5 protein-coding genes are annotated in these 14,428 nt (G+C 65.4%); 2 read left to right on the forward strand and 3 right to left on the reverse strand.

Translation table 11 applies throughout. The annotated features are described in order from the left end of the window. Positions 1–6: 6 nt before the first annotated feature. A complete protein-coding gene (locus AB4Y92_RS24620) occupies positions 7–1,656 on the reverse strand; it encodes a fatty acyl-AMP ligase (protein WP_441822017.1) in 1,650 nt (549 codons plus the stop codon). Positions 1,657–2,313: 657 nt separating this feature from the next. Between AB4Y92_RS24620 and AB4Y92_RS24625 the strand changes: the two genes are divergently transcribed. Continuing rightward, the gene (locus tag AB4Y92_RS24625) at positions 2,314–4,770 is read left to right on the forward strand and encodes a penicillin acylase family protein (protein WP_441822018.1); all 2,457 of its coding nucleotides are present in this window, start codon (positions 2,314–2,316) and stop codon (positions 4,768–4,770) included. Beyond that, positions 4,767–6,587 carry a cyclic peptide export ABC transporter gene (locus AB4Y92_RS24630; protein ID WP_441822019.1) on the forward strand — a complete coding sequence of 607 codons (1,821 nt, stop codon included), beginning with the start codon at positions 4,767–4,769 and terminating at the stop codon, positions 6,585–6,587. Before AB4Y92_RS24625 ends, AB4Y92_RS24630 begins: the two co-directional genes overlap by 4 nt. A 253-nt stretch (positions 6,588–6,840) precedes the next feature. On the opposite strand, the gene AB4Y92_RS24635 is transcribed toward AB4Y92_RS24630, so the two are convergent. Both AB4Y92_RS24635 and AB4Y92_RS24640 read right to left on the reverse strand, forming a co-directional pair. Then, positions 6,841–10,668, reverse strand: coding sequence for a hypothetical protein (locus AB4Y92_RS24635; RefSeq protein WP_441822020.1), 3,828 nt, complete (start codon positions 10,666–10,668; stop codon positions 6,841–6,843). A 10-nt stretch (positions 10,669–10,678) separates the two neighbouring features. After that, on the reverse strand, positions 10,679–14,428 hold a 3,750-nt coding region (locus tag AB4Y92_RS24640), incomplete at its 5' end, for a DUF7507 domain-containing protein (RefSeq protein ID WP_441822021.1).

Consider the following 14,428-nt stretch of genomic DNA (forward strand, 5'->3'; position numbering starts at 1 on the left):
GAACCTTCAAACTTCGACCGCGGGTTCCCATACGCCCGCGAGGTAATCCATCCGGCATTGCGCACGCCGGACCTTGCCGCTGGAGGTGCGCGGCAGACTGCCCGGCGCGATCAGCACCACTTCCGACAACGGCAAGCCGTATGCCGCGTTGACGCCGGCGCGCATCGCGCGCGCGACCTCATCCCACTCGGAACGACGGCGCAACCATTCGCGCTTGAGCTCGAACACGACCACCACCGATTCGCGTCCGCCGTCCTCGACCGAGAACGCCGCGCCGCCCGCCTGGCGCAACGCGCCGTGACTGCGCTCGCATTCGTGCTCGATGTCCTGCGGCGCGTACTTGCGCCCGCTGACGATGATCAGATCCTTCAGCCGTCCGGCGATGTACAGCTGACCGTCGCTGATGAAACCCAGATCGCCGGTGCGCAGATAAGCCTCGTCGCCGCCCTCGATACGGGCGCCGAAAATCCGCGCACTGAGTTCCGGCCGCCGCCAATAACCTCGCGCCACGCTGGCGCTGCTGACCCAGATCTCGCCGACCTCGCCAGCGCGCACGCGCAGCTGCGTGTCCGGATCCACGATTTCGAGCCGCACGTCCCCGCGCACATGGCCGCAGCCGACCACTCGCGCGCCCTCGCGTTGCGCGAGCCGCGGCGCCTGCCCGACCGACGTACCGGTGATGAACAGCGTCGACTCGGCCATGCCGTAGCACGGATAGAACGCGCCCGCGTCGAAACCGTAAGCGCCGTAGCGCTCGCCGAAGCGCTCGATCGTGCTGGCCTTGATCGGCTCAGCGCCGCAGAACGCCACCCGCCAACACGACAGATCGACGCCTTGCAGTTGCTCATCGCCGACCGAGGTGGCAGCCAGTTCGTACATGAAATTCGGACCGCCGCTGACGGTCACGCGGTACCTGGAAATGATCTGCAGCCAGCGCTCGGGGTACTGGACGAATTCCGCCGGCGACATGAATCCGGCCGAACAACCCGAGTACATCAGCTGCAGCACGCCGCCGACCAATCCCATGTCGTGAAACAGCGGCAACGCGGTAAAAAGCACCGAATCGGCGCTGATTTCCATCGCTTCCCGGATCGAGGCGCAGTTGTCGATCAGGTTGCCGTGGGTGACGATCACGCCCTTCGGATCGCCGGTCGATCCGGAGGTATATTGAAGGAATGCCGGCGCATCGGCGTCGGGCGAAACCGGGCGCCAAGGCTCGGCCGGGCTTGCGAACGCATCCGAGGGTTCGCGCAAGTCGATCTTGATCAGCGCCTCGCCGCTTTCGTGCAATTCCGCCTGCAGCAACTCGTCCGCATCGAACAGTAGCGCGCGCGCCTGCGCGTCGCCGACGATCAACTGCAACCGGCTTTGCAACACCTGCCGGCGCGGCGGCGCGGTCGGCACCGCGACCACGCCGGCGAGCAAACAGGCATAGAACGCTTCGACGAATGTCGCTTGCGATTTGCACACCAGCACCGCGCGCTCGCCGTGCAGACCCATCGCCTGCAGCCGCTGCGCCAACGCGGACGAACGCCGCCATAACTCGCCGAAGCTCAGGTCTTCCGGGATCAGCGAAGCGCCCTTGAAGAAGCGACATGCGATCCGATCGGGCTGCGAAAGCCCGCGCTCGTGCACGATATTGGGAAAAGTCGACATGCCGTCTTCCCGCTCCTTCCTTGGTTGTGCGGTCGCACCTGTCAAGCCCGCCCGCCGTATTCAGCTCGCGCTAAATGCGACGCAGGTCGCTACTCGTTCAGGCTTAGCCCCCAGATCGGCGCGCTCGAAATATCACGCGCAAAACTTGCTAACCGCTTCGGGGTAAGTTATCCATATGTCGCACAGAAAGAAAGCACGCATATACGGAAATGTGATTCATCGCATCGTTCATTGTTACGCGTTATCACACACACATAGAGCATCGGATCGCAGCGAGTTGTTGATGAACCGCGCAGATGTTGCATTCGGCGAAATTTGTATCACGCTACGATCACGAGCATAGCGCTTCGGAAACCATGCATCGTTGATGCGTGCCACAACGCCATCACAAATTTGCAGCGCAGGCAGGGATATGCCGCTACTACATCTCCTCGCCGTCGCAGTTACTGATACCACCGGCACGCGACCGGGTTGCGCAGGGGAGGCGCATCGCAACTCATGAGTTCATTCCACTTCGACATAAGTCGTCGCCTCGCGCGCGCGTGCGACGACGCATGGCCGTCGCTTCGGCGCTGATCCGAACGCAACCCGCGCGAACTTCGCCCACCTTTATTAATTGTCGTTACCCGACACCGGTCCGACCTCATGAGATTGCCGATGTATTTGCGCAGCCACCCACTGACCGCACGACTGATCGTGTTCGTGCTGTTGCCGCTGCTGGCGTGTGCGACGTGGATGTGGAGCAACGTCAGGAACAGCCTTCCGCCCGAGGGCGCGATCCAGATCACCGAAGGCGTCAGCGCGCCGGTCGCGCTGTCGCGCGATGAGCACGGCGTCGTGCACGTCAGCGCCGGCAATGACCGCGACGCGTTCTTCGCCGTCGGTTATGCGCAGGCGCAGGACCGCTTGTGGCAACTGGAGTTGCAGCGGCGCATGGCGCGCGGCCGGCTCAGCGAGGTGCTCGGCAAGGACAGCGTCGATGCCGACGTATTGTTCCGCACGCTGGGTCTTTACGAATCGGCGCGATCGGCCTGGCCGGCCTTGAGCGCGCCGGCGCGGGCTTCGCTCACCGCCTACACCGCGGGCATCAACGCCAGGCTGGCGCACACCGCGCAACTTCCGGCGGAATTCCGCATCCTCGGCGTGAAGCCCGAGCCGTGGACCGAAATCGATTCGCTCGCCTGGATCAAGGTGTTCGCGCTGGATCTGGGCGGCAACTATCGCCGCGAAATCGATCGCTATGTCGCCCAGAGCGCGCTGACGCCGGAGCAGGCCGCGATCTTCTTTCCGGAGTATCCCGCGCAGGCGCCGACCACGGTCGCTTCGATCGAACAAGCGCAAGGTCTGTTGGCGATGGCCGACTCGCAGTACGAGCTGCAAAGCAAGTTGCGCCTGGCCGCGCCCAACACCGGCAGCAACGCCTGGGCGGTCGCGGGCCGGCATACCGCCGACGGCGGCGCCCTGCTCGCCAACGATCCGCACCTGGGGCTGCAGATTCCCTCGCTGTGGTATGCGGTCAGCGTGGACACGCCGACACTTAAAGTCTCCGGCATGAGCCTGATCGGCCTGCCGGTGGTGGTGTTCGGCCGCAACGCGCAGATCGCCTGGGGCGGCACCAACATGATGGCCGACACCCAGGACCTGTTCTTCGAACGCGCCGACGCCAGCGGTGCGAACTACGAGGCCGACGGCGTCTGGCAACCGTTCCAGGTGCGCAGCGAAGTCTTCAACGTCCGCGCCGACTTCCCGGAAAAGCTTCGCCGCCAGTACGCGCCGGTGACGCTGCAGGTGCGCAGCAGCCGCCACGGGCCGATCATCAGCGATCACTTCAAGGTGTTCGATCAACCGGTGGCGCTGCGCTGGACCAGCCTGGATGCGGCCGATACCAGTTACGAAGCCTTCTTCCGCATGAACTACGCGCGCGACTGGAGCGAGTTCAAGCAGGCCTTGAGCCATCACGTCGCGCCGGCGATGAACATGCTCTATGCCGATCGCGCCGGCAACATCGGCTATCTCGGCGCCGGTCGCATTCCGGTGCGCAGCCGCGGCGAAGGCACTACCCCCTCGCCCGGCTGGGATTCCAGCTACGGCTGGTCCGGCGAAGTGCCGCCGGCGCAGTGGCCGCAAACGTACAACCCGCCGTCGGGTTACTTGGTCAGCGCGAACAACCGCGTGGTCGGCGACGATTATCCCTACTTCGTCTCGCACGACTGGGCTTCGCCGGCGCGGGCGCAACGCATCGAACAACTGTTGCGGCAACGCATCGGCTCGGGCCGAAAACTTGTCGCCGAGGATATGCAGCGCATCCAGGCCGACACCGTCGACCTGGACGCCGCCGCGATGATGACGCACCTGCGCGAGCGCCTGCCGCAAGGCGAGCACGGCGCGCAGGCCGCCGCCTATCTGCGCGGCTGGAACGGCGACATGCGCGCCGACAGCCAGGCCGCGAGCATCTTCCACGTGTGGATGCAGCATTTCCGCAGCACCTTGTTCGCCGATCAGTTGCAGGGCACCTGGAACAATCCACAACGCACGCGCCTGCTGCGGCGGCTCGGCGACGGCGTGCGCCTGGAGCGGCTCGGCCGCCTGATCCAGGACGACCCGACCGGCTGGTGCGACAACCGCGACACGCCGCGACGCGAAACCTGCGAGCAGTCGCTGGCCAGTTCCCAGGCCAGCGCTCTGGATGAACTGCACAAACTCCGGGGCGATTGGAGCATGCGCGACTGGCAGTGGGGACAGGTGCAGAAGACCGTGTACACGCATATCCCGATGAGCGCCATGAAGCCGCTGAACAAGGTGTTCGAACGCCGCATCGGTAACGGCGGGTCCAGCAATTCCATCAACGTGGCCTCGTCCAACTTCGCCTACGCCGACGGTTACCTGCAGGACTTCGGCGCGGGCTTTCGCCAGGTGATCGCGCTCAGTCCCAAGCAGGTGACGCATTGGTACATGAATTCGACCGGACAATCGGGTAACGCAATGAGCCCGCATTACGACGACATGGTCGAGCCGTTCCGCGACGTTCGCTATTACCGTCTGCGCACCGCCGCCGACGGTGCCCTCCCCGCGCCGAACACCGCTTCGATGGCGGCGGCAGGAGCCAGCCGATGAAATTGTTCAGCCAGTTCTCCGCACGCGCGCCCAACCGGGTGTTCGTCTCGATCCTGCTCGGCGGCCTGTCCGGCATCTGCTATTCGCTGCTGATCCCGCTGGTGCTCAGCGTGATCAAGGATGGCGACCGCCGCTTCGACGAGGTCGCGGCGACGCCGACGCACCTGTTCGGGCTGGAGATCGCCAACGCGCCGTTCGCCGCGGTGTTCGCGCTGGTGTGCGTGTTCATCCTGGTGGCGCGCACGCTCTCGCAGATCATGCTGACCCGGGTCGCCATCGACGTGGCCTCGGACCTGCGGACGCGGATGTACGCGCGCATCGCCAACGCGCCCTTGCCGGCGCTGGAGCGCATCGGCGCGGCGCGCATGATCGCCGCCCTGACCACCGACGTGCCGCGCATCGTGCTGGGCGCGCGGATGATGCCGGACCTGTTGATCAACATCGTCACCCTGATCGGCATGCTCGGCTTCCTGCTGGTGCTCAACGCGGACGTGTTCGTGTTCGTGCTGGGCTGCATCGCCTTCGGCGTGGCGAGCTATCAGATTCCGATGCTGTTCGGCCGCCGCCATTTCATACGCGCGCGTCACGGCTTCGATGGATTGCAGGAGTCCATCCAGGGACTGATCCACGGCATCAAGGAGCTCAAGCTCAACGACAGCAAGCGCCAGGCGTTTTTCGACGATGTGCTGATGGCGCACGAGCATCAGGTGCGCTCCAGCGAGAAGGCCGGCCACACCCTGGTGCGCGCGGCGAGCAATTACGGGGATCTGCTGAGCTTCTTCGTGATCGGCTCGATTCTCTTCATTTTCGTCAACTATCATCTGGTCAGCACGCCGGAGCTGATCGGCGTGATCATGGCCCTGCTCTACATCACCGGCCCGGTGGCGATGATCCTCAACTACATCCCGCAGTTGACGGTCTCGCGCGTGTCGGTGCAGCGGGTAGCCAAGCTGTTCGAGGAAATTCCCGCCGAGTCGATCGACACCGTGCAGGAGCCGGCGGCGCAATGGGACTGCGTGCGCTTCGAGCAGGTCAGCTATCACCATCAGGCCGCCGAGGGCGCGGGCTTCCAGGTCGGGCCGCTGGATCTGCAGATCCGCAAAGGCCAGATCACTTTCATCGTCGGCGGCAACGGCTCGGGCAAATCGACGCTGAGCAAGCTGATCACCCTGCACTACCGCCCCACCGGCGGCAATATCCACTTCGGCGAACAGACGCTCAGCGACGCCACCATCGGCTCGCTGCGCCAGTCGATCGGCGCGATCTATTCCGACTACTACTTGTTCGACCGCGTACTCGGCCCCGAGGAGCGCGAGCGGTTGACCGAACTGGTCGAGCATTACCTCAAGGCGCTGCAACTCGACCACAAGGTGAAGTACCGCGACGGCAAGTTCTCCACCCTGTCGCTGTCCGACGGCCAACGCCGTCGCATGGCGCTGCTGGCGGCGATTCTCGACGACAAAGACCTGTACCTGTTCGACGAATGGGCCGCCGACCAGGACCCGACCTTCAAGGCGGTGTTCTACTACGAAATCCTGCCGGCGCTGAAGCGGCGCAACAAGGCGATCGTCGCGATCAGCCACGACGATCGTTACTTCGACGTCGCCGATCAGGTGGTGACGCTGGAGGACGGCAAGCTGGCCAGCGTGACTGTGCGCGAGAGCGAATACGTCAATCAGGCAGGGGCGGCTGGCGGGCCGAAGTTCGTGATTCGGGGCGGTATCGATCGAGATGCGGCAGGCGCACAGGTGTCACCGGATCATGGCGAAGTTGTTCCGCTCGGCACCGAAGCGCTGGTGCGTAAGGAACTGGTTTGACTTTAAGCGTTCTTAGGGCGTCGTGCCCTTCGTTAGGATTCGTCGTTGATCCCTTAAGAAGCTATCTGGGCTTGTACGGGGATGTTCTGCTGCGGTAAGAGCAAATCCCCCGGCGCATGGGCTGATACTCGGCTTCTTGCTTTCTCAGGCGCCAGCCCCCTTTTTCAAAGGAGCGCATTTTCGTGCTTAGCCATGACAAAAAAAGGGCGCCCTTTCGGACGCCCTCGATGCCTCGGATGTCGAATCGCGCCGGTCAGTAGTAACCGGCCAAATTCAAGAACCACCCCTTGTTGTCGTACTCCAGATCGGTCAAATCGTCGCTGAAATCGGTGAAGTTGTAGCCGATGCCGACCTTGAAGTTGTCGCCGATCTGACGGTCCACGCCGACCAGCCAGCCGCGCTTGTCGCCGCCGTCCTTGACCGCCAGCCAGCGGTATTCGGCCATGGCGTCCCACTTGGCGATCAGGTGGTAGCGCACTTGCCCGGCGAGGAAGTCGGCGCGGCTGTCCAGCCACAGGCCGGTGCCGCGGCCGAGGCGGTAGTCGCCCCAGCGGCTGGCGGCCTTGCCGCCCACTTCCCACTTGTCGTCGATGCGGTAGATGCCTTCGAACGACAACACCTGCGAGCGTTGGTCGTACTGGTTGCCGCCCTCCTGGCCGATGGTGGCCAGGTCGTACAAGTAGATGTACTTGCCGAACGCGGCCCAGCGAGAGCTGTCGTGCGGACGGTAGGCGAAGCCCAGGTTGCCTTCGACGGTCTTGGCGCCGCGGCTGGCGTCGATTTCGTCGTTGATGTCGGAGTAGACGAAGCGCGCGGCGATGCGCCAGTCCTCGTTGATCTTGTAGAACAGGCGGTTGGTGGTGACCCACACTTCGCGACGCTCGGCGCCGCTGTCCTTGCGGTATTCGATCTTGCTCGACCAATCGGTGCGCGGATCGACGCGGCCGCCGCTGAGGCTGTAGGCGCGGCGATCGACGTGGCCGGTGGACGCTTCCAGATCGCCGTCCATCAAGGTGAAGCCCAGGTTCCAGCCTTCGGCCGGATAGAAGTCCATGCCGAAGGTATGCATGATGCCTTCGCTGGAATCGCGCGGGTCCTTGAGAAACTGGCTCTCGTTGTAGAGGTTGGTCTGGTTGTTCAAGCGCCAGCGCTGGCCGATGGTCCAACCGGTCTGCAGGGCGTTGTCGAACAACGGATCGCGCTCGGTGTTGTCGGTGCTGAAGGTGTAAGCGCCGTACAGCGTGTGATCGGTGTTGAGGCGGTACTCGGCATCGAGCTTGCCGGCCTGGCCGCGGCTGCCGCTGCTGACTTCCGCGCCGACGCTGGAGCGGTCGCCGAACAGGTAGCGCGCGCCCAGGGTGAGCAGATCGTTGCGGTCGTACTTGCCGCCGTCGTCATCGACCGTGTATTGCCCGGTCGCGTACAACTCGAGCGTCGAGCCGATGCGGTGACGGTAGCTGAGCGCGAACAGCATCGCGTCGATGTCGGGCGCGGTCGAGGTCGAACTCGCGCCGCGCTCTTCGCGGATGCGGCGCAGTTCGGCGCCGAGCTGGTCGTCGTTGGTGATGCGCCAATCGGCGGTCAGCTGGGTTTGTTCGAGCGATTCGTCGCCGCGTTCGCGACGGGTATGCCGGCCGAACAGGCTGAAGTTCTCCGTGAAATAGCCGAGGAACTCCGCGCCGTACTCCTGCACCGCTTCGCCGTTGTCGTAGCGCGAGATCGAGAAACCTTCGTCGATGTCGCGCCACCAGGCGCCGACGCTCCAGTCGAGTTCGGTCCAACCCAGCTCCTTGAAGTTGGCGCGCGCTTCGACCTTGTCGGCGTCGCCCCTGCGCGCACCGGTGACCGGGTTGATGCGGGTGAAATCGACGCCGCCGTTGGTCGAATACCAGATCGGCGCAGCGGTGGATTCGGTGCGCGTCTTCTCCAGTTTCAGGTAGGTGCCGCGGCCGGCCTGCAGGGTCAGGTCCACGCCCTTGAGGCTGTAGTCGTCGCCGCTGCGGTTTTCGTCGATATAGGTGCCGCCGACCGCGAAGTGGTCGCCGAACCATTGCTTGCCGCGGAAACCGGCGCTGACGTCGTCGGTCTGGAAACCGGCCGGGACGTATTCGTAATCGACCAGCAGACGCTGGGTGTAGCCGTCCAGCGGCGTGTCACGGGTCAGGGTGCGCACGTTTTCGCGGGTGATCTGCGACAAGGCCCGGGTCAGGATAAGGCGACCCTGCATGTCGTTCATTTCGTAATCAGCACCGCGCTTGAGGTCCACGCGCGATTCCACCCGGCCGGTGGTGACGTCGCGGATTTCCACCGTGACCTTTTCCGAACCCGGCAGGACGTCGGTGTGGCGCAGCATGTACACGCTGTTGCCGGTGCCGAGGAACTCGGTGTGGCCGAGCGCGCTCTGCGCTTCGGAGCCGAACAGCTTGAGTTCGCTGCGCGGATCGCCGAGCACGGTGGTGTTGCGGCTGCGCCAGTTCAGCGCCGCGCCGTACAGCGAGCGGTTGTACTGGCCGTATTCGGTGCCGGTGATGCCGGTGTTGAAGTTGCCCCACATCGCCTGGTTCTGATCCCAGTCCACGCGCAGGTACAACTTGCCCTGGGTATCGACGTCGCGATAGGTGTTGGAATCGTCGCCGTACACCGGGTAATACAGGTTCGGATCGAGACGGCGGAAGATGTCCTGCGCATCGGCGTCGAAGAAGCCGTTGAACATGCGCTTGATTTCGTTCTCGCGCGTGTCGGCCTGGGCGGTGATCAGGTACTTGCCCTGCACCTTGCCCTTCAGATAGAACGCCAGGCGGCCTTCGCTGATGAAGCTGTCGTCGTAGCGGCCCTGGTCGCCCGCGGCCAGCGGTTCGATGTTGCCGCTGACGTTGTTCTCCGACAGGGTCACGTCCGCCAGCGCCACCAGGAAGCTGTACTTGCCGGTCACGTTGACGTCGAGGTTCTTCTCGATGTCGCCGCCTCCGCGGTTCTTGATCTTCACCGCGTACGTGTGCGGGCCGACCGGTTCCAGGAACTCGGCCGCGAACTTGCGTTCCAGGTCGATCGGGAAGGTCTGGTCGTTGATCGTCAGCTGGCTGTCGCGCGGGATGTCGCGGCCGTAGATGCGCACGCGCGAACCGTAGACCGGGATGTTCTGGATGCGGATCGCGTTGGAGCCGTAGATCGAGCTGGTGATCGCCACGTCCTGCGCGCCGCGGTCGTCGATCGGCTGGCCGAGCGTGCGCTGCACTTCCTCGCGCTGGATCTGCACGCCGCGGTCGTACTCTTCCGGCTTCAGCAACTGGATACGCTGCTGGTTGATTTCGTCGAACGCGCCGTCCTTGCCGTAGGCGCGGGCGATGTAGATCAGTTCGTCGCCGGCCAAAAGGTTGATGTTGGACGGCAGCGTGCCGTCCCACTCCTGCTCGGAAACGTTCTCGACCGGCAGGTCGATCGTCGCCAGCGGCGTCACCAGATCGGTGTCGCTGCCGCGGTAGACCGTCACCGTCAGCTTGTCGATGAACGAGGCGTAGTTGGTGTAGCCGTGGAAGCGCACCGGCTTGGTGATGCGGCCGTTCTCGAACGGCGCGGTCGAACCGGCCTGCACGTTGAGCACCGGCGGGCCGAGCGTGGGATCTTCGGTCGCCCAGATCACGCCGCCGTTGGGCAGGTCGATCTGGAACTTGCCGGCGATCTTCGCCGCGCCCGGCGCGAGGTTCTCGTGCACCACATCGACGCGGCGATTGGCTTGCAACGCCGCCGCATCGTCGCCCTGCGCGACCGGCTTTTCTTCGCCGCGGGTCCGCACCCGGAACAACAGGCCTTCCTCGCTGCGGCATTCGGTGCCTTCGCACTTGGCGCGCGGCACCGGCTGGGTCGCTTCGGTCTGCGGCGCCGGCTTGTCGAGCGAGCTCAGGTCCACCGGGACCGGCGTGGTGCGCCGGCCCAGATCCTGCCTGGGCTGAGCCAGGGTGTCGGGAGCGCGGTTCTGGCTCGGATTATTGACGCCGGTCTTCTGCGCGAGCGCGGGCGTGGCCGCGCCGGCGGAGAGCAAGCCGATCAGGGTCATGTCCAGAAGCTTCATCTTCATCTTCATGGTCATGTCCTCAGCGGTTGCCCACGCCGACCGGCGCCTGGGTGTCGTCGGTGATATCCACTCTCACTTTCTGCCTCACCTCGGGCTTGAGCTCGGCCGAGATCGCTTCGAACACGGCCTTGGCGCGACGCAGTCCCAGTTGCACGTTGTAGGCGGCGGCGCCGCGTTTGTCGGCGCGGCCGATGACGCCGACCGCTCCGCTGCCCTGCTGATTGAGCGCCTTGGCGATCTCGCTGATCAGCGCCTTGTACTTCGGCTTGATCGTGGCCTGGTCGGTGTCGAACAGCACCTCGCCCAAGCGGATCGACGGATCCAGGCTCACCAACGCCTGGCTCGCATCGACGCCCGCCACCACGTCCACCTGCACCTTGTGCGCGAGATCCGGATCGGGCTCGAGTTGCTTGAGCAGCTCGGCCTGCACGGCACGGGCGCGGGCGAAGGCCAGCGCCTCCTCCTCGGCCTGCGCGGTGACGGTGACGCTGCCTCCGCCGGCCTCGCGCAGACGGCCGGCGATGTCCTCGAACATCGGCGCGTAGTCCGGCTTCACCTTGGCGCTGCCGGCTTCGAAGATCACCTCGCCCAGTTCGACGTCGGTGTTCGACTTGCCGCTGCCGATTTCGCCCGGCGGCAGCTTGACGCCGAAGTCGAAGCGGGTCGGCACGCCCTGGGTGATGCGGCGCACGCGCGGGTTTTCGCTGGTGAACACCGAGCCCGGCGGCAATGTCGCCGGATCGACCTTGAGGATGAAGTTGCGTCCGCGCGCGGAGTCGCCGCCGTGGATGCCCTCGAGGTGGTAACGGCCGTACGCGTCGGTTTCCATGATCAGACCTTCCACCGATGCGATGCGCACGCCCGGAATGCCGCGTTCCTCGACCCCGTTGTTGCGGATCGTGTAAGCGACCTGGTAACCGGCCGCGCTCTGGCTGACCTGACGGCTGATCTGCAGGTCCTGCGCGGTCAGACCCTTGGCGGCATCGCCGCGGCCGCGTTCGACCGTGGTCTTGCCGGCGGCGTCCATCCGCACCGTGGTGCCTTCCTCGGTGGTCAGCACGAAGTCGTCGGTGAACTCCAGCGAGCTCAGCGTCTGCCGCACGATCACCTGCCGCTGCGCGGCGGTGACCGCGTCGGAGCTGCGGCCTTCGATGCGACCCAGCGCGATGCCATGCAGCAGCGGCGCACTCGCGTCGGGCTCGGCGACCGGACCGTCGCCGCGATCGACCGTGGTGGAACCGGCGACGTAAGCGTTCGGAGCGAAGCCGCCCTGCACGCGCACGCCGGTGGCCTTGGCCGGATCCTGCCAGCCGTCGCTGTCGCGGTCGTCGAACACACTGCCGACGATCAGGCTGTCTTCCAGCAGCGGATCGCCCGCCATGGTGACTTCGGCGGTGGCGTCGTTACTGATCTTGGTGCCGTTGTCGTCGTAGCCGGCGACCTGGTTCTTATGGCCGCCCTTGCCCACGCCGGCGCCGACTCGCAGGAAGTAGCTCACCGAGCCCTTGCCGCCGACCGCGATGTCGATGCCGCCGATGCGCAGCGGATTGGCGCTGATCACCACGCCGTTGCGGTTGTCGTCGTCCACCGTCAGCGAGTTATCGACGAAGGTGAAGCCGGCCGGCGGGATATCGACCAGGGTCGCGTTGACCGCGGGCGAATCGCCGACGTTCTCGATCTGCACGGTGTAGCGGACCAGATCGCCGATCTTGACCTCGCGCACCGCCGCGGTCTTGATCAGGCGCAGCACCGGCGCATTGGCCACCACGGTGATGGTCACCGTCGCGTTCGCGCACACCGGCGTCGGCGAAGAAACGTCGCAGACGCGATAGGTGAAGGTGTCGGTGCCGGCGAACAGCGGGTTCGGCGTGTAGGTGCACGAACCGGCCGCGCAGGTCACGGTGCCGTTGTTGGGCTGGCCGACGACGGTCAGCGAGGCCGGATCCAGCGGCGCGCCGGTCACCGTGTCGTTGCCGACCACGTTGATCGTCACCGGCTTGCCCTGGTCGGTCTTGCCCACATCCGGATTGGCCGTGACCGTATTGGGCTGCACCGTCACGGTGACCGTCGCGGTCGCGCAGTTGGTCGGATTGAGCTTCTCGCAGATCGTGTAGACGTAGCTGTCGTTGCCGCTGAAGTTCGGGCGCGGCGTGTAGGTGATGGTGCCGTCGCTGTTGACCACGACGGTGCCGTTGGCGGGATTGGTGCTGACGGTGATCACGACCAGGTTCGGATCGATCGGCGCGCCGTTGAGCGTGTCGTTGGCGATCACGTTGGTCGTCACCGGCGTGTTCTGCGGAGTCGTGCCCGTGCCGCCGGCGGGATCGTCGGTGGCGGTGATCGCGGGCGCGGTCACGGTGATGGTCACCGTGGCGGTATCGCAGTTGCTCGGGTTCAGCACTTCGCACAGCTGGTAGGTCACGGTGTAGTTGCCGGCCGGCGTACCGGGCGCGACATCCACGCCGCCATCGGCCTTGACCGTCAGCGGGCCGTTGGTGTTCGGGGTTACGGTGACGTCGGCGGGGTTGACGGTGCTGCCGCCGAGCGTGTCGTTGCCGAGCACGTTGACCACGTTGGTGCCGCCGGTGCCGCCGTTGACCGGCGTGGCGACGATGTCATCGACCGCGTCGATGACCGCGGCGCTCACCGTCACGGTCACGTCGGCTTGCGTGCAGTTGGTCGGATCGGCGATTTCGCAGATCTCGTAGCGCACCACGTAGCTGCCCTGCGGCGTGCCCGGCGCGACGTTCACCGTGCCGGTGGCCGGATCGACGGTCACGTTCGGGTTGGTGGTCGAGACCTGGCGGATGGTGACGTTCGAAGTCGTCGCCGGCTGGCCGTTGAGCGTGTCGTTGACCAACACGTTCGGCACGGCCACACCACCGGTTGCACCGTTGGCGACCGTACCCGAATCCGGGCCGGCCACGATCGGACGCCGTGCGACCGGCGTGGTCACCTGCGAGGTGGACGGCGTCGGCGTTTCGGTCGAGGTCGCGCTGGCGTCGTTGACGATGTTGCCCGCGGTGGCGTCGCCGGCCGTCACCGTGTACGTACCGGTGACCACGCAGGTCGCGCTGCCGCCGGTCGGCGCCATCGCCGGGCAATTCCAGCTCGAAGGCGTGGTCTTGCTGTCGGTGATGACGACGTTGTTCAACGTCACGTTGCCGGTGTTGGTGGCGGTGATGGTGTAGGTCAGCACGTCGCCGATCGTCACCGTGCCGCTGCCGTCGTTGTCGGCGTTGGTGGGCTGGGACTTGACCAGGGTCATCGCCGGGTTGCGCGTCGCGGTGATCGTGACCGTATCGGTCGGCGAGGTCGTCGTGCCGTCGGTCGCGCTGGCGATGTTGGTGAGGCTGCCGGCATCCAGATCGGCCTGGGTCACGGTGTAGTTCGCCGTGCAGGTCAGCGTCTGGCTCGGGTTCAGGCCACCGGCCGGCAGCGCCGGACAGGTCACCGTGGTCTTGTCGTCGGTCACGCTGATCGCGGTAGTGATCGTGACGTTACCGGTGTTGGTGACGATGTAGGTGTACGGGATCACCTGGCCGACCGTCGCGTACGTGGTCGCGGTCGAAGCCTTGTCGATCGTCATCGCACGCGTCTGCGTCGCGGTGATCGTCACCGTGTCSGTCGGCGARGTCGTCGTGCCGTCGGTCGCGCTGGCGATGTTGGTCAACGTGCCGGCGTTCAGATCGGCCTGGGTCACGGTGTARTTCGCCGTGCAGGTCAGGGTCTGAGTCGGGGCCAGGCCACCGGCCGGCAGCGCCGGACA

Origin of the sequence: Lysobacter sp. TAB13, assembly GCF_052113885.1 — a bacterium.
GTDB lineage: Bacteria > Pseudomonadota > Gammaproteobacteria > Xanthomonadales > Xanthomonadaceae > Lysobacter > Lysobacter gummosus.